This window comes from Streptomyces sp. NPDC007863, from assembly GCF_040633895.1.
Taxonomy (GTDB): Bacteria; Actinomycetota; Actinomycetes; order Streptomycetales; family Streptomycetaceae; genus Streptomyces.
In genome coordinates, this window is the sequence record NZ_JBEYEI010000025.1 from 24,718 (window position 1) to 42,829 (window position 18,112).

Consider the following 18,112-nt stretch of genomic DNA (forward strand, 5'->3'; position numbering starts at 1 on the left):
GCCGCGGTGACAGCCCTCGGCGACGAGGTCCGCGCGGTCACCGTCTGCCACCCCGACGCCGAGCACCTGGCGGCCACCGAGGCCCTGGAGCGGGACTGGGCCCTGTGGAACCCGGGCGTCGGCCTCGTCCGGCTCCCCGCCGAACGCCGCTCCCTCGGACGGCCCGTCAGCGCCTACGTCCGCGCGCTGCGCACCACCGAACCGGGCACCCGGGTCACCGTCCTGATCCCCGAGGCCGAGCCGGAACACCTGTGGCAGCGGCTGCTGCAGAACCAGCGGGGCGCCGTCGTCGCCCACGCCGTCCGCCGCGACACCTACGCCGTGATCTGCCGGCTGCGGTTCCGCCTCGGGCAACCGGTGGGCGGGTACGGCCGGCCGGGTCCGCGGGCGCTACCTGCTGACGCCCGTGCCCGGGGCCGTACCGGTCCCGGCGGCGGCCCCGCTCGTCGACGAGCGGCCGTCACAGACCGGAGAACCTGAAGACGGAGCGCGCCGTCTCGGTGTGGACGTGCAGGGCGAGCCGCGCGAGGTCGGCCGCGCCGTGGTCCAGGGTGCCGCGTGCGCGGGAGGCGCGGGCGTCGGTCTCCAGGCGCAGCCACAGGGCGGGGTCGGCGAGCAGGACGCGGAGATCGACCTCGGCCCGTGCTCCGTCCTCGTCCCGCAGGGACAGACGCCCGGCGGTGTCCGCCGGCCAGACGGCGGCCGCCAGCCGGTCGGTGCGCACGGTCCTGGTGACCCACAGCCCCCTGACCGTCAGCAGGCCCGGGGCCGCGCTCACCGTTCGAAAGCCCGAGGTGGGAGGGAACGCGCCGCCGTCGCACGAGCGGCGCGCACGGTCCGTGACCGACGGCCCGGACCGACACCGCGGCGCGAGCGACGACACCGTCCGACGCGAGGGACGCTCCGGCCCGCGGCCCCGAGGGGGTGGCCGCGGGCCGGACGAGTCCGGCCGCACGTGCCCCGGCCGTGCCGCACCCGTCGGTGTGGCTCACGCGTCATGGACCCGTATCGGCCGCGTCAGCGTCCGCCCGCGGGGCGACAGGACGACGTCAAGGTCGGGGAAACGGGCCGCGTGGCCCGCTTCGATGGACGCAGACATCCGCACACCGGCCCCGGCCGGAACTCCAACGGGAGTTGATCGTTCGTGAGCATCGAGAATGTGGTCGGTCTCCTCGTCGCCCTCGCCCTCGTCGGCTACCTCGTGGCCGCCCTCATCCGCCCGGAGAAGTTCTGACCGGGACCGCGCGCCCGGAGACGGGCCCGCCCACCGCACGCCCCGGCAGGCTGAGAGTCCTCGTCGGTGCCGCGGCCGGGGTCGGCAAGACCTACCGGATGCTCGACGAGGGCCACCGCAGAGCGGCCCGGGGCACGGACGTGGTCGTCGGCGCCGCCGACTGCCGGGGCCGCCCCCACACCGAGGCCCTGCTCCACGGCCTGGAGCGGCTGAAGCCCCCGGAGCCCCCGGAGCCCCCGGAGCCCCCGAGGCCCCCGGAGCGACCGGAGCGACCGGAGCGACCGGAAGGGCCGGAGCGACCGGAAGGGCCGGAGCACGCGGGCGGGGGCCGGCCGGGCGACGGCCGCCACGGCGGATCGGACCCCGGACCCGCCGCGTTCGACTTCGACGCCGCCCTGCTCCGCAGGTCCGGCCTTCTCCTCCTCGACGACCTCGCCCGCACCAACCCGCCGGGGCACCGCAACGCCCACCGCTGGCAGGACGTCGAGGAACTGCTCGCGGCCGGCATCGACGTCGTCTCGACGGCCGGCGTCCAGCACCTGGAATCGCTCAGCGACGTCGTCGAGCGGATCACCGAGGTGCCGCCCGGCGAGACCGTCCCCGACGGCTTCGTCCGGCGCGCCGACCAGATCGTCCTCGTCGACGTCGACCCCGAGGAGCTGCGCCGCCGGATGGCGCACGGCAACGTCCATCCTCCCGAGAGGTGGACGCCGCCCTCGCCGGCTGGTTCCGTCCCGGCACCCTCACCGCGCTGCGCCGGCTCGCCCTGCTGTGAATCGCCGACCGGGTCGACGACGCCCTGCGGACGTACCGCTCCGACCACGGCATCGCCGGTGTCTGGGAGGCTCGGGAGAGGGTCGTCGTCGGTCTGACGGGCGGTCCCGAGGGCGACACCCTGATACGCCGCGCGGGCCGGATCGCCGCCCGCTCGGCGCTCGGCGCACTGTCGGCCGTCCACGTCGTGGGCGGCGACGGGCCGGCCGCGGGGGTCTCCGCCGAGGCGCTCGCCCGCCAGCGGAGCCTGGTCGAGAGCCTCGGCGGCAGCTACCACACGGTGGTCGGCGACGACGTGCCGACGGCGCTGGTGGAGTTCGCCCGGGCGTCGGACGCCACCCAGCCGGTGCTCGGGACGAGCCGGCGCGGCCGGCTGGAACGCTTCCTCACCGGACGGGGCATCGGCGAGACCGCCGTCACCCTCTCCGGCGGCATCGACGTGCACATGGTCACGCACGAGCGGGCGGGCCGAGGCCGCCTGACACGCTCCCCGCGCCGTACGCTCCCGCTGCCCAGGAAGATCGCCGGCCCCCTCGCGGGCGTGGTCCTCCCCGTGCTCCTGACGCTGCTCCTCTACCGGGCCCGGGGGAGCCTCGGCCTCACCAGCGAGGCCCTGCTCTTCCTCGTCACCGTGGTCGGGGTGGCGTGCGTCGGCGGCATCGGCTCCGCCCTCGTCGCCGCGGTGACGGCCTCACTGCTGCTCAACTACTGGTTCATGCCCACCGTCGGGGCGTTCTCCTTCGGCGGCCCCGACAGCGTGCTGGCCCTCGGGGTATTCGTCCTGGTCGCCGGCGTCGTCGCGGCGATCGTCGACCGGTCGCTGCGCCTGTCACGCCGGGCCTCGCGGGCGACCGCCGAGGCCGAGACCCTCTCCGCGCTCGCCGGCTCCGTCGTCCGGGGCGAGCACACGGTGCCCGCCCTGCTCGCCCGCACCCGGGAGACCTTCGGCGCCCACGCCGCCGAGCTCGTCGACCACCCCGTCGACGATCCGGCCGCGAGCCAGGTCGCCCTCGGCGACGGAGGCTTCCTGGTCCTGCGCGGGCGCACCCTGCCGGCTGCCGAGCGCCGCGTCCTCACCGCCTTCTCCGCCCATGTCACCGCCGCCGTCGAACGGGCCCGCCTCGCCGAAGCCGCGGCCGAGGCCGAGCCGGTGAAGGCGGCCGACCGGATGCGCACCGCGCTGCTCGCCGCCGTCAGCCACGACCTGCGGATCCCGCTCGCCGCCGGCTGGGCCGCCGTCGCCTCGCTGCGCAGCCCCGACGTCGACTTCGGCGCCGAGGAACGCGACGAGCTCCTGGCCACCGCCGACGAGTCCATGGCCCGGCTCAGCCGCCTCGTCGAGAACCTGCTCGACATGAGCCGCCTCCAGGCCGGGGCGCTCGCCCTGGACCTCCCTCCCACGGCGTGGGAGGAGGTCGTCCCCGCCGCCCCTGGACGGGCTCCCGGACGCGGAGCACCGGGTGACCCTGGACGGCCTGGAGAGCTCCCCGCTCGTCCTCGCCGATCCTCCGCTCCTCGAAAGGGTCGTCGCCAACCTGGTCGCCAACGCGGTCCGCCATTCCCCGCCCGGACACGTCGTCCGCCTCGGGGCCAGTGCGCTCTCCGGCCGCGTCGGACTCCGCGTCGCCGACCGGGGCGGCCTCCCGGCAGCCGACCGCGAGCGCGTCCTCGAACCCTTCCAGCGCCTCGGCGACACCGACGACACCACCGGTGTCGGCCTCGGCCCGGCACTCGCCCGCGGGCTCACCGAGGCGATGGGCGGCACCCTCACGGCGGAGGACACCCCCGGCGGCGGCCCGACCATGGTCGCGGCGCTGCCCGGCGCGGTCGCCCGGACGCCCGGGGCCCTCGCCCACGGGCGGCCGTGACGTCGGTCACCGGCCCCGGGGCGCGTACATGATCACCGCCATGCCCGCGAGGCAGACGAGGGCGCCGATGACGTCCCACCGGTCGGGGCGGTAGCCGTCGGCGACCATCCCCCAGGCGATCGACCCGGCCACGAAGATCCCGCCGTAGGCGGCGAGGATGCGGCCGAAATCGTCATCGGACTGGAGCGTGGCGACCACCCCGTACAGGCCCAGCGCGATGACACCGGCGCCGATCCAGATCCAGCCCTTGTGCTCGCGGATGCCCTGCCAGACCAGCCACGCGCCCCCGATCTCGAACAGGGCGGCGACGGCGAACAGAGCGAGGGAACGGGCGACGATCACGCCGCCGACCCTACCGGCGCCCGGGCCTGCATCCCCCGCGTAGGGGATGCGTCAAGAGCGGCGGCGCCGGCGTTAGGGCGACGTCAACGACGGCGGAGGGCGGCTGGAAAGGGTGTTCTCTCATCTCGTCCGAGAATCCGCTTTTCTTCCTCACCGGGAGTTCACGATGGCCGACGTGGCCTTCGTCGTCACCACGGTCGCGATCTTCGCGCTGGTGGCGTTCATCGCCAAGGGGGTGGCGAAGCTGTGAGTGCCGAGAACATCGTCGGTCTGCTCGTCGCCGCCGCCCTGCTGGGTTACCTCGTCCTCGCGCTGGTCAAGCCGGAGAGGTTCTGAGTCCCGAGATGAGTCCTGTTCTCGCTGGAGCCCTCCAGCTCCTCGCCCTGGTCGTCGCGCTCGGTCTTACGTACCGGCCGCTGGGTGACCACATGGCGCGCGTCTACTCCTCGGAGAAGCACCTCAGGCCCGAGAGATGGGTCTACAAGGCGATCGGCGCGAACCCGTCGGTGGAGATGCGCTGGCCCGCCTACCTGCGCGGCGTCCTCGCCTTCTCCGCCGTGAGCGTCCTCTTCCTCTACCTGCTGCAGCGGGTGCAGGGTTCGCTGCCCGGCTCGCTGGGCTTCGTGTCGATCGACCCCGACCAGGCGTTCAACACCGCCGCCTCGTTCGTGGCGAACACCAACTGGCAGTCGTACTACGGCGAGCAGGCCATGGGCCACGTCGTGCAGACCGGCGGCCTGGCGGTGCAGAACTTCGTGTCGGCCGCGGTCGGCATGGCGGTCGCGGTCGCGCTGGTGCGCGGCTTCGCCCGCTCCCGTACGGGTGAGCTGGGCAACTTCTGGGCCGACCTGGTCCGCGGTGTCGTACGGATCCTGCTGCCGATCTCCGTCGTGGGCGCCCTGGTGCTCGTGGCGTGCGGGGCGATCCAGAACTTCTCCGGGATCCACGAGGTGGGTCAGTTCACGGGCGGCACGCAGCAGTGGAACGGCGGCGCGGTGGCCTCGCAGGAGGTCATCAAGGAGCTGGGCACGAACGGCGGCGGCTACTTCAACGCCAACTCGTCCCACCCCTTCGAGAACCCCAACGGCCTGTCCAACCTCTTCGAGATCTTCCTGATCCTCGTCATCCCGTTCGCGCTGACGCGGACGTTCGGCCGGATGGTCGGCTCGATCAAGCAGGGGTACGCGATCCTCGGCACGATGGCCGCGATCTGGATCGGCTTCACCGCGCTCATGATGTGGACGGAGTCCGCGGGCAACGGCCCGGCGTTCGAGATCGCGGGCGGCGCGATGGAGGGCAAGGAGACCCGGTTCGGGATCGCCGGCTCGTCGCTGTTCTCGGTGGCGACGACGCTGACGTCGACGGGCGCGGTGAACTCCTTCCACTCCTCGTACACCGGCTTCGGCGGCGGCATCACCATGCTGGGCATGCAGCTGGGCGAGATCGCGCCCGGCGGCGTCGGCTCCGGCCTCTACGGCATGCTGATCATGGCGATCATCGCCGTGTTCATCGCCGGCCTCATGGTCGGCCGGACGCCGGAGTACCTGGGCAAGAAGATCGGCACCCGCGAGATCAAGTTCGCGGCCTGCTACATCCTGGTCACCCCGGCGCTCGTGCTCTGCTTCACGGCGGCGTCGTTCGTCCTGGACACCCCGGCGAACTCGATGACGAACTCCGGCGCGCACGGCTTCTCCGAGATCCTGTACGCCTTCACCTCCGGCGCCAACAACAACGGCTCGGCCTTCGCGGGTCTGAACGCCGACACCCAGTGGTTCAACTCGACGATCGGCATCGCGATGCTGCTCGGCCGGTTCCTGCCCATGGTGTTCGTCCTGGCGCTCGCCGGCTCGCTCGCCGAGCAGACGCCCGTCCCCGAGACGGCGGGCACGCTGCGGACCGAGAAGCCGCTGTTCACGGGCCTGCTGGTCGGCACGATCATGATCATCACGGGTCTCACCTACTTCCCGGCCCTGGCCCTCGGCCCGCTCGCCGAAGGACTCGCGGCATGACCCTCGACACGAAGAAGCAGCAGGACGCCATGTCCCCCACGACCACGACCACGACCACAGCCGCACCGCACAGCGACGTCCCCGGCGGCCACCGGCCGGCGGGGGCGGGACGGGTCGGCGGAGGCCTCTTCGACCCCCAGCAGCTGGTCGCCTCCTTCCCGGACGCGATCCGCAAGCTCGACCCCCGGGTGATGATCAAGTCACCGGTGATGTTCGTGGTCCTGGTCGGCTCCGTCGTCACCACGGTGCTGGCGTTCAAGAACCCGGGCGACTGGTTCGGCTGGGCGATCACCGCCTGGCTGTGGCTCACCACGGTCTTCGCCAACCTGGCGGAGGCCGTGGCCGAGGGCCGGGGCAAGGCCCAGGCCGACACGCTGCGCAAGGCCAAGACCGACACCGTCGCCCGCCGCGTCACCCGGACCGGCGAGGAGCAGGTCCCCGGCACCGAGCTGCGGATCGGCGACCTTGTCGTGTGCGAGGCCGGCGACGTCATCCCCGGCGACGGCGACGTCGTCGAGGGCGTGGCGAGCGTGGACGAGTCCGCCATCACCGGCGAGTCCGCCCCCGTGATCCGCGAGTCCGGCGGCGACCGGTGCGCGGTGACGGGCGGCACGAAGGTGCTGTCCGACCGGATCGTCGTCAAGATCACGACGAAGCCCGGCGAGACCTTCATCGACCGGATGATCAACCTGGTCGAGGGCGCGGCCCGGCAGAAGACGCCGAACGAGATCGCGCTGAACATCCTGCTCGCCTCGCTGACCATCGTCTTCCTCCTCGCCGTCGTCACGCTCAAGCCGTTCGCGATCTACGCGGGCGCCGACGAGCAGACCTCCCTCATCGTCCTCACTGCGCTGCTGGTGTGTCTGATCCCGACCACGATCGGCGCGCTCCTCTCCGCGATCGGCATCGCGGGCATGGACCGCCTGGTCCAGCGCAACGTCCTCGCCATGTCGGGCCGCGCGGTCGAGGCCGCCGGCGACGTGTCGACGCTGCTGCTGGACAAGACGGGCACGATCACGCTGGGCAACCGGCAGGCGTCGGAGTTCGTCCCGGTCTCCGGGACGACGGCGGCGGAGCTGGCGGACGCCGCCCAGCTCTCCTCGCTCGCCGACGAGACCCCCGAGGGCCGCTCGATCGTGGTCCTCGCCAAGGGGAAGTACGGGCTGCGCGAGCGCCACCAGGGCGAGCTCGCGCACGCCACCTGGATCGAGTTCACCGCGCAGACCCGCATGTCGGGCGTCGACGTCGACGGGCGGAAGATCCGCAAGGGCGCGACCGGATCGGTCGTCGCGTGGGTGGAGGAGCAGGGCGGCACCGTCGCCGAGGACGCCCAGGCACTCACGGACGGGATCTCCCAGGCCGGCGGCACGCCGCTGCTGGTGGCCGTGGAGGACGACAAGGGCGCCCGCGTCCTCGGCGTGATCCACCTGAAGGACGTCGTCAAGGAGGGCATGCGGGAGCGGTTCGACGAGCTGCGCCGCATGGGCATCAAGACGATCATGATCACGGGCGACAACCCGCTGACCGCCAAGGCCATCGCCGAGGAGGCGGGCGTCGACGACTTCCTCGCCGAGGCCACCCCCGAGGACAAGATGGCCCTCATCAAGCGCGAGCAGGCCGGCGGCAAGCTGGTCGCGATGACGGGTGACGGGACGAACGACGCCCCGGCGCTGGCGCAGGCGGACGTGGGCGTGGCGATGAACACGGGCACGTCGGCCGCGAAGGAGGCCGGCAACATGGTCGACCTCGACTCGAACCCGACCAAGCTCATCGAGATCGTCGAGATCGGCAAGCAACTCCTCATCACCCGGGGCGCGTTGACGACCTTCTCGATCGCCAACGACGTCGCGAAGTACTTCGCGATCATCCCCGCCATGTTCGCGGTGGCGTACCCGTCCCTCGACAAGCTCAACATCATGGGCCTGGCCTCGCCCGAGTCCGCGATCCTCAGCGCCGTCATCTTCAACGCCCTGATCATCATCGCCCTCGTCCCGCTCGCCCTGAAGGGCGTGCGCTACCGGCCGAGCAGCGCCGACTCCATGCTCCGCCGCAACCTCGGCGTCTACGGCCTCGGCGGCCTGATCGCCCCGTTCATCGGCATCAAGCTCATCGACATGCTCCTCACCCTCATCCCCGGAATCGGCTGACCCACGATGAACAACTCCGTAGGAAACACCGGACGCGTGCTCTGGGCGGGGCTGCGCGCCCTCCTCGTCCTCACCCTCGTCTGCGGCGTCCTCTACCCGCTCACCGTCACCGGGATCGCCCAACTCGCCTTCCCCGGCAAGGCGAACGGCTCCGAGATCGAGGACGCGAGCGGGAAGGTCGTCGGCTCCGAACTCATCGGCCAGACCTACCACCTGCCGCTCAAGGACGGCGAGGAGACCCCGGCCCCGGACCTGCGCTGGTTCCAGCCGCGCCCGTCCAACGGCCTCGGCACCAACTCCGTGAACACCCAGTACTCGATCGTCCTCTCCGGCGCGACCAACCGCTCGGGCGACAACGAGGACCTGATCAAGTGGGTCACGGACGCCAAGGCGGCCGTGGTCAAGGACAACTCCACCGCCGGCTTCGAGGTGAAGCCGTCCGACGTGCCCGCCGACGCGGTCACGTCCTCCGGCTCGGGCCTGGACCCGCACATCTCCCCGGAGTACGCGGAGCTCCAGGTCCACCGGGTGGCCGAGAAGAACCGTCTGGACGTCGCCGCCGTCGAGAAGCTCGTCGCCGACCACACCGACGACCGCATCCTCGGCTTCATCGGCGAACCCCGCGTCAACGTCCTCGCACTCAACACCGCCCTCAAGGACCTGGCGGCCACGCGCTGATGGGCTTAGCGGAACGACAGCGGAGCCGGCGCGGCCATCGACGATCCACGGCCGCGCCGGCTTCCGCCGCACACCGGACCACTACAGGAGGGCAGCACCGATGACGCGGGTGCTGGTAGTCGAGGACGACGCGCAGCTCGCACGTGCGCTGGTGATCAACCTGCAGGCCCGGAAGTACGCCGTCGCCGCCGCGCCCGACGGCGCCACGGCGCTGCGGCTCGTGGCCTCGGAGCAGCCGGACGTGATCCTGCTCGACCTCGGACTGCCCGACATGGACGGGGTGGACGTCATCAAGGCGCTGCGCGGATGGAGCCGGGCCCCGGTGCTCGTGCTGTCCGCGCGCAGCGGGTCCGAGGACAAGATCCGGGCGCTGGACTCCGGAGCCGACGACTACATGACGAAACCGTTCAGCATGGACGAGCTGCTCGCCCGGGTCCGCGCGGCGACCCGGCGCACCGAGCAGGCACCCGCCCGGCCGCTCACGGCCCGCCTGGTCACGGCCGAGTCGTTCACCGTCGACCTCGTGGCCAAGAAGGTCAGGCGAGGAGGGCGTGACGTCCGGCTCACCCCGACCGAGTGGCACCTCCTGGAGATCCTCGTCCACAGCCCGGGCGCCCTCATCAGCCGGCGGCGTCTCCTCACCGAGGTGTGGGGGCCGAGCTCCGGCGCGAAGACCAACTACCTCCGGGTGTACATGGCCCAGCTCCGGCGCAAGCTGGAACCGGACCCGGCGCACCCCCGCCATCTCGTCACCGAGCCCGGCATGGGCTACCGCTTCGAACCCTGACCCCCTCCGCACGGCACCACCCACGCGAGAACGGCGGCGCACCTCACCATGGGACGTGGAAAGTTCCGCATCTACCTCGGCGCGGCACCCGGCGTCGGCAAGACGTACGCGATGCTCTCGGAGGCCCACCGCCGGGTGGAGCGCGGCACCGACTGCGCCGTCGCCTTCGTCGAGCACCACCACCGGCCGCGCACGGAGGTGATGCTGCACGGCCTGGAGACGGTGCCGCGCAAGGAGATCGCGTACCGGGACACCGTCTTCACGGAGATGGACGTCGACGCCGTCCTGGCCCGCCGTCCCGCCGTCGTGCTCGTCGACGAGCACGCCCACACCAACGTCCCCGGCTCACGGAACTCCAAGCGCTGGCAGGACGTCGAGGAGTTGCCGGCCGCCGGCATCGACGTCATATCCACGGTCAACATCCAGCACCTGGAGTCCCTCGGGGACGTCGTCGAGGCGATCACCGGCGTACGTCAGAAGGAGACGGTCCCCGACGAGGTCGTCCGCCGGGCCGACCAGATCGAACTGGTCGACATGTCGCCGCAGGCGCTGCGCTCGGGGTCAGCCGCCGCCGGTCCTGGCAGTACGTCTTCGGGCCCGGCGTCAGCGCCACGGTCGCCCGCGAGTCCGGCCCCGACCTGGACGTCCACATCGTCACCCACGACGAGGCCGCCAAGGGCGGCGGGCTGCCGGTGACCCGCGGGGCGCGGCTGGGCCGGTCCCGCACCGTCTGGGGCTGGGTCGCGGGCCTCCTGGGTCCCGCCCTGCTCACCCTGCTGCTCGGCACCGCCCTTCCCGACGCGGGTCTCGCGAACGACGTGCTGCTGTTCCTCATGCTTACCGTCGCCGCCGCCCTGCTGGGCGGGCTCAGACCGGCCCTGGCCTCGGCCGCCTTCGGCTCGCTGCTGCTCAACCGGTACTTCACGCCCCCGATCCACCAGCTCACCATCGCCGACCCGCGGAACATCGTCGCGCTGGCGATCTTCGTCGGCGTCGCGATCTCCGTCGCGTCCGTCGTGGACGTCGCCGCCCGCCGCACGCACCAGGCGGCCCGGCTGCGGGCCGAGGCGGAGACGCTCTCCTTCCTCGCGGGCAGCGTGCTGCGCGGCGAGACCGGCCTCGACGCCCTCCTCGAACGGCTCCGGGAGACCTTCTCCATGGAGGCGGTGACGCTCCTGGAACGCGGGGACGAGACCGAACCGTGGACGTACGTCGCGGGCGTCGGCCCCCGCGCGATCGACCGCCCGGAGGACGCCGACGTGGACATGCCCGTCGGCGACCGGCTGGCCCTCGCCCTCACACCCCCCTCGCCGGCATCAAGGCGTCCGTCTCCTCCCTGCGCGCCGACGACGTGGAGTGGTCGGACGAGGACCGGACGGAACTGCTCGCGAACATCGAGGCCGGCGCCGACCGGCTCGACCACCTCGTCGGCAACCTCCTCGACGTGTCCCGCCTGGAGACCGGCACCGTCACCGCCGTGATCAGGGAGACCGACCTCGACGAGGTCGTCCCCATGGCGCTCCTCGGCGTCCCCGAGGACAGCGTCGACCTGGACATCCCCGAGACGCTGCCCATGGTCGCCGTCGACCGCGGCCTCCTGGAACGGGCCGTTGCCAACATCGTCGAGAACGCCGTCAGGTACAGCCCGCCCGGAGAGCGGGTCCTCGTCGCGGCGAGCGCCCTCGCCGACCGCGTCGAACTCCGCGTCGTCGACCGGGGCCCCGGCGTCCCCGACGAGGCGAAGGACCGCGTCTTCGGCGCCTTCCAGCGCTACGGCGACGCCCCGCGGGGCGAGGGCGTCGGCCTCGGACTCGCCGTCGCCCGCGGCTTCGTGGAGTCGATGGGCGGCACGGTGACGGCGGAGGACACCCCCGGAGGCGGCCTGACCATGGTCCTCGTCCTGACCACCGCGGACGCCCTCCCGTCACCGCCCCCGGAAGGGCTGCCGGCCCCCCCGGTGACCCGGGAGAAAACAACAGATTTCAACATTCTGCTTGTCCCTGTGAAAGGTCAGGTTACGGCGGGTGGGCGGGGCATCAAGGGGGCAAAGCGGCCTGTACCGATGCCGATAACGGAGAAGTATCGAGTCCGGCGGCCTGGGCCTGGATGTTGACTTTTGATGGAGTCGGCGCTTTTCTGTGACGTGTCTAGTTGATTACTGGTGCACTGTGGTGACTTCAACACTTCAGAGGCGCCTGGCTGTTCACGCGGCCGTCCGGGCAAGGGGAATGACATGTTCACGAAATACCATCGGCGTCCGACGGCGGCGGCCGCACTGGGACTGGCCACCGTCCTCACGCTCGCCTCCTGCTCCAGTGGCCGGCAGGCGTCAGGCCCGGGAGGCGACGGAGAGGCGGCCACGGTCGACGGCAGGATCTCCCTGACGTACCTCCAGAAGCAGGGCGACCAGGAGTACTTCGTCGGAGAGGCGGCCGGAGCCAAGGCCAAGGCGGACGAACTCGGCATCGACCTGAAGGTCGTCAACCTCGGAACGGACGCCAACAAGACCATCAGCGAGGCGCAGTCGGCGATCTCGCAGAAGAGCAACGGTCTGATCGTCGTCGTTCCCGACCCGGCCGTCGGTCCCCAGGTCGCCCGGATCGCCAAGGACGCCAAGGTCGCCCTGCTCACCTCCGACGACCAGATCTGCGCGACCGGGCCGGACCCGTCCACCTGTCCCCCCGACGCCCTCGTGCCCAGGATCGGCTTCAGCGGTGCCCAGATGGGCGGTGAGGTCGGCAAGCGCGCCGCCGCCGAGTTCGAGAAGGCCGGCTGGAACCCGGCGGAGACCCGCACCATCTCCGCGTGGAAGCAGGACGTGACCGTCTGTACCGATCGCGTCAAGGCGGCCAAGGACGCCTTCGCCGCCGGGGCCGGCGCCCAGGTGCAGAACATCGACGTCCCCACGGACAACAGCCCCACCGGCGCCCAGGACAAGATCGCGGCCACCGTCACCGCGAACCCGGACGTCAAGCACTGGGTGGTCTGGGGCTGCAACGACGAGAACGTCCAGGGCGGCGTGACCGCGCTGGAGAACGCCGGCTTCAAGGCCGACGACGTCATCGGCGTGGGCCTCGGCGCCTACCTCGCCTGCAAGAACTGGAGCTCGGGCAAGCCGTCCGGCATGAGGGCCGCGCTGTTCATCAACGGCGAGGACGTCGGCGCCCTGGCCGTGCAGACCATGTACGACAAGCTCAAGAACGGCAAGGCCTTCCCGAAGGAAGCCTTCGCCCCGACCACCATGGTCGACGCCGCCACCTGGAAGTCCGCCGGAGTCACCTGCGGCTGAGCGCCGCCCCCGACGCCGGTGCGGCGCACAGCCCCCGTCCGCCGCACCGGCCCTCTCCCGCCGCCCGGCGCCCGCCCCGGCCCCTTCCCGTCCCTCCAGCACATGAGGCCCGCATGACCACACCCGGCACCCCACCCCCCACGCAGGCGACCCCAGGTGTCGGTGTCGCCGTCGAGAACGTCACCAAGCGCTTCGGTGCCGTTCAGGCCTTGAGCGGCGTCACCCTCACCTTCCCTCCCGGACAGGTCACCGCCCTCATGGGCGAGAACGGCGCCGGCAAGTCCACGCTGCTGAAGATCCTCACCGGCGACCACCCGCCCACGGAAGGACGCGTCCTCCTCGCCGGAGCGCCGGTCTCCTTCGCCTCGCCGCACGACGCCCGCCGGGCCGGGATCCGCATCATCCCGCAGGAACCGGAGATCATCCCGCACGTCTCCGTCGCGGAGAACGTCTACGCCGGATCACTGCCCCGCAAGGCCGGCCGACGCCTCGACCGCGCCGAACTGCGCCGCAGGATCACCTCGGACCTGGCACGGCTCGGCTTCGACAAGGTCATCGACCCCGACCGGCTCGGCTCCGAACTCACCCCCGCACAGAGGCAGTTGGTGGAGATCCTGCGCGCCCTCACCGGCGACGCCAAGGTCATCGCCTTCGACGAGCCGACCTCCTCGCTCGCGGAGAACGAGGCCGAGGCGCTGTTCGCCCTCATCGACCGGCTGCGCGCCCAGGGCATCGCGATCATCTACGTCTCCCACCGCATGAAGGAGATCTTCCGGCTCGCGGACCGCATCGCCGTGCTCCGCGACGGCGCCTCCGCCGGCGTCCTCGACGCCGCCGCGACCACCGAGAGCGAGGTCGTGCGGATGATGGTCGGCCGCGACCTCTCCTCGCTCTTCGTACGGCAGGACGTCGCCCGGGACGACGTCGTCCTGGAACTGGACGGCGTCACCACCGACGACGTCACCGACATCAGCATCCGGGTCAGGGCCGGAGAAGTGGTCGCCCTCGCCGGCCTGATGGGCGCCGGCCGTTCCGAGCTGGGGCTCGCGCTCGCGGGCGACCGCCCCCTGCGCTCCGGCCGGATCACCCTGAACGGCCGGCCGCTGCGGCTGCGCAGCCCGAAGGACGCCATCCGGGCGGGCATCGGCCTGGCCCCGGAGGAGCGCAAGGCCCAGGCGCTCTTCCTGCACCGGTCCATCCGCGACAACACCTCCCTGGTCAGCCTGGAACGCCTGCGCCGGATGCGCTTCGTCCGCCGCGGCCGGGAGCAGGCCGTCGCCCAGGACTTCTCCGACCGCCTCAGGGTGCGCACCCCGTCCATCGAGCACGAGGTCCGCAAACTGTCCGGCGGCAACCAGCAGAAGGTCGTCCTCGCCCGGTGGCTGCTGCGCCGGCCGAAGGTCCTGATCCTCGACGAGCCGACCCGCGGCATCGACATCGGCGCCAAGGCGGAGATCTACCGGATCATCGCCGACCTCGCCCGGGACGGCGTCGCCCTGCTCGTGATCTCCTCCGAACTCCCCGAGGTGCTCGGACTCGCCGACCGGATCGTCGTGATGCAGGGCGGCCGCGTCACCGGCGAACTCGGCCGCGCCGAGGCCACGGAGGAAGCGATCCTCAACCTCGCCATGGCCGACGATCTCGCGCCCCTCGACCCCGCCCCCACCCCGGCCGCCGCCCGGCCCCGTACCGACTCCGCCCATGGAGGCCCCCGATGACCACCGCCACCACCTCCCCGGCCGAGACCGAGCAGGCCCCGCCGGCGGCGCGCAAGCGCTCCCCGCTGGCCGCCCTCGGCGGGCAGAACCTCAGCCTCATCGGTGCGCTCGTCGTCGTCCTCGCCCTGTTCGGCGCCCTCAACGAGAACTACCTCAGCCTGTCGAACCTCCAGGTGATCGCCGAGGCCGCCACCATCACGGGCCTCCTCGCCATCGTGCAGACCGTGGTCATCATCTGCGGCGGCCTCGACATCTCCGTCGGCTCCCAGGTCGGCGTCGCCTCGGTCGTCAGCGCCATGGTCTTCACCGGCACCGGCTCCAGCGCCCTCCTCGGCATGCTCGCCGCCGTCGGCATCGGCGTCCTGGTGGGCGTCCTCAACGGCCTCGTCATCGTCTACGGCCGCGTCAACCCGACCATCGCGACCCTCGCGGGACTCGCCGCCTACAAGGGCCTCGCCCAGCTCCTGTCCGACGGCCGGGCCCAGGGGTACGTCCTCAACGACCCGGTCTTCGTCTTCCTCGGCCGCGGCAAGATCGCCGGGCTGCCGGTCATGGTCTGGATCCTCATCGTCGTCGCGATCGCCGTGCACGTGATGCTCAGGTACACCGACATCGGCCGCAACCTCTACGCCATCGGCGGCAACGACACCGCCGCGCGCCTGGCCGGCATCAGCATCAACAAGTACCTCGTCGCGGTGTACGCCCTCATCGGTGTCGTCGCCGCCGTCGCGGGCATCCTCCTCACCGCCCGTACCGGCTCCGGCCAGCCCGTCTCCGGCAGCGAGGGCCTCGAACTCAAGGCCATCACCGCCGCCGCCCTCGGCGGCTGCGCCCTCAAGGGCGGCAAGGGAGGAGTCGGCGGCACCCTGCTCGCCGTAGCCCTCCTGGGCGCCCTGGAGAACGGCCTCACGGTCGAGGGCATCAACACCTTCTGGCAGAACGTCGCCCAGGGCGCCCTGCTCGTGGCCGCCGTGGTGATCCAGCAGCGCCGCAACGGCGAACGGGCGGTCGGGCTCCCGCACTGACCCGCCTCCCGGCACACGGCGCGTCCGCGCCCGGACGAGGCCCGCTCCCTTCGGGGAGCGGGCCTCGCGGCATGCGGGGGGAGCGCGCGGGGCGTACGGCGGAGGGCGCGCCCAGGCGGCGGCACCGGTCCGGGCCGCCCCCGGCCGCCCCCGGCCGGTGCCTGTCGCGGCCGCCGGGGTACGGGGGCCCGCCGCGTCCGGGGAGCCCGCCGGGCGCGGGGGCCCGCCGGCTGCGCCGGGCCCGCCGAGTCCACCGCGGTCCACCGGGTCGCGGCCGCCCGCCGTACGGCGCGCCCAGCGGCCCCCGGGGAACGACGAAAGCCCTCCCGGAAGCCGGGAGGGCTGGGCTGAAGCGGTGCCGGGACCGGGCGCGCGGGGGACGGGCCCGGCCCCGGCGTCGCCGACGGGTCTACTCCTCGGTCGGGCCGAGGTCGGGCGTCGCGCGGAAGTCGACGGTACGGCCCCGTGGGCCCGCGTGGAGCTCCAGGACCACGATCTCGTTCGCGCCGGGGCGCAGGACGGGAGCGGGGACGTACAGCGACTTCTGCGGGCCACGGGACCAGTACCGGCCCAGCGGGAAGCCGTTGACCCAGGCATTGCCCTTGGTCCATCCGTCGAGGTGGAGGTGGGTGTCGGCCGGTTCGGCGACGTCGAAGGTGCCCCGGTGGAAGGCCGGGCCCACGGGGGTCGTCGTGGTGGGCGCGAAGGGGATCTGTTCCAGAGTGGCCAGCGGAAGCGGCCGGTTCGTCCACGCGGACGGCTCGACGCCGTCGACGAGGACCGAGCCGAGGAGTCCCTTGCGGTCGTGGATGCCCTGGCCGTAGTTCACCCGGCCCTGGTTCTCCACCAGGATGGAGAGCACGCTGCCGGCCCGCGGGGCCGTGAAGGCCAGGGAGTGCTCGTGGTTCTCGCGCTCCAGGACGCCCACGGGCTGTCCGTCGACGAACACCTGGGCCCGGTCGCGGACCTGCTCGATCTCCAGCAGGGCCGGACCGCGCACGGGCACCGTGGTCTCGTACAGGACGAAGCCGAAGTCCTGCTCCAGCTCCTCCATGGTCAGCGGCCGGCGCGACGCGATCCGCGACGACAGCTCGTCCGCGCTCGCCAGCAGCTCGGCGCTCTGCGTCAACGGGACGGCGGGGAGCGCCAGTTTGGCGCCCGGGGCGGGCACGGGAGCGTCCGGCACGGGCGCGTACTTGGCGATGACGTCGCGGAAGGCGGTGTACTTCTCCGTGGGGTCCCCGGCCTCGTCCAGCGGCGAGTCGTAGTCGTAGGAGGTGACCGTGGGGCGGTAGGTGTGCTTGTCGTTGGCGCCGTTGGTGAAGCCGAAGTTCGTGCCGCCGTGGAACATGTAGAAGTTCACCGACGCGCCGGCGGCGAGGACCTCGTCGAGCTCGCGTGCGGCGTCGTCGGCGTCGCGGACGACGTGCCGGGCGCCCCAGCGGTCGAACCAGCCGATCCAGAACTCCGTGGTCATCAGCGGCCCTTCGGGCCGCTGCGCGCGCAGGGCGGCCAGGTGGTGGGCCGAGCGGCTGCCGAAGTTGGCGGTGGCGAGGACGCCGGGGAGGGCGCCCCGCTCCAGGTCGACCGGCTGGTCGCAGGTGAACAGGGGCACGTCGACGCCGCAGGCGCGCAGCGAGCCGGCGATGTGCTCCATGTAGGCGGTGTCGTCGCCGTACGCTCCGTACTCGTTCTCCACCTGTACGGCCAGGACCGGTCCGCCCCGCGAGGCGAGGTACGGCCGGAGCGGGGTGAGCAGGCGGCGGAAGAAGTCGTCCACCGCCGCGAGGAACCGCGGGTCGCGGGAGCGCAGCCGTATGTCCGGCTCGGTGAGCAGCCACGAGGGCAGGCCGCCGCCCTCCCACTCCGCGCAGATGTACGGGCCCGGACGCAGCAGGACGTGCAGCCCCTCGGCGGCGGCGAGGTCGAGGAACCGGGGGAGGTCGAGCCCGCCGTCGAGGACGAAGCGGTCGGGGCGCGGCTGGTGGAGGTTCCAGGGGACGTAGGTCTCGACGGTGTTGAGGCCCATGAGCCGGGCCTTGCGGAGCCGGTCCTCCCACTGCGCGGGGTGGACCCGGAAGTAGTGCAGCCCGCCGGACAGGAAACGGAAGGGCTTTCCGTCGAGCAGGAATCCGGTCTGGTCTGTCTGGAGAACGGGCATGCGCTGCTTGCTCCTGTAGGTGAAGTCGTGCGGGGTCGGGACGCCGTCAATGTTTACGCAAACATGACGGGCATGGCAAG

At 72.3% G+C, this 18,112-nt stretch carries 13 protein-coding genes and 4 pseudogenes; 14 read left to right on the plus strand and 3 right to left on the minus strand.

All coding sequences use genetic code 11. The features are described 5' to 3' along the window. Nucleotides 1–12: 12 nt before the first annotated feature. Nucleotides 13–480 (plus strand): annotated as a pseudogene (locus ABZ621_RS32050) (hypothetical protein); the annotation flags it as partial. Here ABZ621_RS32050 and ABZ621_RS32055 read toward each other — a convergent pair. Next, nucleotides 461–778 carry a hypothetical protein gene (locus tag ABZ621_RS32055; protein ID WP_360609962.1) on the minus strand — a complete coding sequence of 106 codons (318 nt, stop codon included), beginning with the start codon at nucleotides 776–778 and terminating at the stop codon, nucleotides 461–463. The pseudogene ABZ621_RS32050 and the gene ABZ621_RS32055 overlap by 20 nt on opposite strands. A 366-nt stretch (nucleotides 779–1,144) precedes the next feature. Here ABZ621_RS32055 and kdpF (ABZ621_RS32060) point away from each other — a divergent pair, with 366 nt between their 5' ends. The 3 genes and pseudogenes from kdpF (ABZ621_RS32060) to ABZ621_RS32070 form a co-directional block, all read left to right on the plus strand. Then, entirely contained in the window at nucleotides 1,145–1,234 is a 90-nt protein-coding gene (kdpF, locus tag ABZ621_RS32060; protein WP_033204253.1) for a K(+)-transporting ATPase subunit F, read from the plus strand. Nucleotides 1,235–1,284: 50 nt separating this feature from the next. Next, a pseudogene (locus ABZ621_RS32065) lies at nucleotides 1,285–1,440 on the plus strand (sensor histidine kinase KdpD); the annotation flags it as partial. A 174-nt stretch (nucleotides 1,441–1,614) separates the two neighbouring features. Then, nucleotides 1,615–3,876 (plus strand): annotated as a pseudogene (locus ABZ621_RS32070) (ATP-binding protein); the annotation flags it as partial. Between the two features lie 6 nt (nucleotides 3,877–3,882). On the opposite strand, the gene ABZ621_RS32075 reads toward ABZ621_RS32070, so the two are convergent. Continuing rightward, entirely contained in the window at nucleotides 3,883–4,218 is a 336-nt protein-coding gene (locus ABZ621_RS32075) for a YnfA family protein (protein WP_360609963.1), read from the minus strand. A 112-nt stretch (nucleotides 4,219–4,330) separates the two neighbouring features. Here ABZ621_RS32075 and ABZ621_RS32080 point away from each other — a divergent pair, with 112 nt between their 5' ends. The 10 genes and pseudogenes from ABZ621_RS32080 (at nucleotide 4,331) to ABZ621_RS32125 (ending at nucleotide 15,871) form a co-directional block, all read left to right on the plus strand. After that, complete coding sequence (locus ABZ621_RS32080) at nucleotides 4,331–4,468, plus strand: hypothetical protein (RefSeq protein WP_360609964.1); 138 nt, start codon at nucleotides 4,331–4,333, stop codon at nucleotides 4,466–4,468. Further along, nucleotides 4,465–4,554 carry a K(+)-transporting ATPase subunit F gene (gene kdpF / locus ABZ621_RS32085; RefSeq protein WP_033204243.1) on the plus strand — a complete coding sequence of 30 codons (90 nt, stop codon included), beginning with the start codon at nucleotides 4,465–4,467 and terminating at the stop codon, nucleotides 4,552–4,554. Before ABZ621_RS32080 ends, kdpF (ABZ621_RS32085) begins: the two co-directional genes overlap by 4 nt. 8 nt (nucleotides 4,555–4,562) lie before the next feature. Beyond that, nucleotides 4,563–6,227 carry a potassium-transporting ATPase subunit KdpA gene (gene kdpA, locus ABZ621_RS32090; protein ID WP_360609965.1) on the plus strand — a complete coding sequence of 555 codons (1,665 nt, stop codon included), beginning with the start codon at nucleotides 4,563–4,565 and terminating at the stop codon, nucleotides 6,225–6,227. Continuing rightward, nucleotides 6,224–8,374 carry a potassium-transporting ATPase subunit KdpB gene (gene kdpB / locus ABZ621_RS32095; RefSeq protein ID WP_360609966.1) on the plus strand — a complete coding sequence of 717 codons (2,151 nt, stop codon included), beginning with the start codon at nucleotides 6,224–6,226 and terminating at the stop codon, nucleotides 8,372–8,374. The genes kdpA and kdpB overlap by 4 nt, the downstream gene beginning before the upstream one ends. Before the next feature lie 6 nt (nucleotides 8,375–8,380). Further along, nucleotides 8,381–9,052 carry a potassium-transporting ATPase subunit C gene (locus ABZ621_RS32100; protein ID WP_360609967.1) on the plus strand — a complete coding sequence of 224 codons (672 nt, stop codon included), beginning with the start codon at nucleotides 8,381–8,383 and terminating at the stop codon, nucleotides 9,050–9,052. A gap of 100 nt (nucleotides 9,053–9,152) precedes the next feature. Continuing rightward, on the plus strand, nucleotides 9,153–9,839 hold the full coding sequence (locus ABZ621_RS32105; RefSeq protein ID WP_360609968.1) for a response regulator: 687 nt from the start codon (nucleotides 9,153–9,155) through the stop codon (nucleotides 9,837–9,839). Between the two features lie 48 nt (nucleotides 9,840–9,887). Further along, a pseudogene (locus tag ABZ621_RS32110) lies at nucleotides 9,888–11,952 on the plus strand (ATP-binding protein). 120 nt (nucleotides 11,953–12,072) lie between these two features. After that, nucleotides 12,073–13,128 carry a substrate-binding domain-containing protein gene (locus ABZ621_RS32115; RefSeq protein WP_360609969.1) on the plus strand — a complete coding sequence of 352 codons (1,056 nt, stop codon included), beginning with the start codon at nucleotides 12,073–12,075 and terminating at the stop codon, nucleotides 13,126–13,128. A 113-nt stretch (nucleotides 13,129–13,241) separates the two neighbouring features. Then, nucleotides 13,242–14,846: a sugar ABC transporter ATP-binding protein gene (locus ABZ621_RS32120; RefSeq protein ID WP_360609970.1), complete on the plus strand. Its 1,605-nt coding sequence runs from the start codon at nucleotides 13,242–13,244 to the stop codon at nucleotides 14,844–14,846. Further along, on the plus strand, nucleotides 14,843–15,871 hold the full coding sequence (locus tag ABZ621_RS32125; RefSeq protein WP_360609971.1) for an ABC transporter permease: 1,029 nt from the start codon (nucleotides 14,843–14,845) through the stop codon (nucleotides 15,869–15,871). Before ABZ621_RS32120 ends, ABZ621_RS32125 begins: the two co-directional genes overlap by 4 nt. A 409-nt stretch (nucleotides 15,872–16,280) precedes the next feature. Here the strand turns inward: ABZ621_RS32125 and ABZ621_RS32130 are convergent, their stop codons facing one another. Further along, nucleotides 16,281–18,032 (minus strand): beta-galactosidase family protein, encoded by a 1,752-nt coding sequence (locus ABZ621_RS32130; RefSeq protein WP_360609972.1) that lies wholly within the window; start codon nucleotides 18,030–18,032, stop codon nucleotides 16,281–16,283. Nucleotides 18,033–18,112: the final 80 nt, after the last annotated feature.

What these genes read in the sequence shown, in the direction of transcription:
- ABZ621_RS32130 (WP_360609972.1), bottom strand. Translation starts at nt 18,032, where the DNA reads ATGCCCGTTCTCCAGACAGACCAGACCGGATTCCTGCTCGACGGAAAG.
- kdpA (WP_360609965.1), top strand. Translation starts at nt 4,563, where the DNA reads ATGAGTCCTGTTCTCGCTGGAGCCCTCCAGCTCCTCGCCCTGGTCGTC.
- kdpB (WP_360609966.1), top strand. Translation starts at nt 6,224, where the DNA reads ATGACCCTCGACACGAAGAAGCAGCAGGACGCCATGTCCCCCACGACC.
- ABZ621_RS32125 (WP_360609971.1), top strand. Translation starts at nt 14,843, where the DNA reads ATGACCACCGCCACCACCTCCCCGGCCGAGACCGAGCAGGCCCCGCCG.
- ABZ621_RS32115 (WP_360609969.1), top strand. Translation starts at nt 12,073, where the DNA reads ATGTTCACGAAATACCATCGGCGTCCGACGGCGGCGGCCGCACTGGGA.
- ABZ621_RS32120 (WP_360609970.1), top strand. Translation starts at nt 13,242, where the DNA reads ATGACCACACCCGGCACCCCACCCCCCACGCAGGCGACCCCAGGTGTC.
- ABZ621_RS32105 (WP_360609968.1), top strand. Translation starts at nt 9,153, where the DNA reads ATGACGCGGGTGCTGGTAGTCGAGGACGACGCGCAGCTCGCACGTGCG.
- ABZ621_RS32100 (WP_360609967.1), top strand. Translation starts at nt 8,381, where the DNA reads ATGAACAACTCCGTAGGAAACACCGGACGCGTGCTCTGGGCGGGGCTG.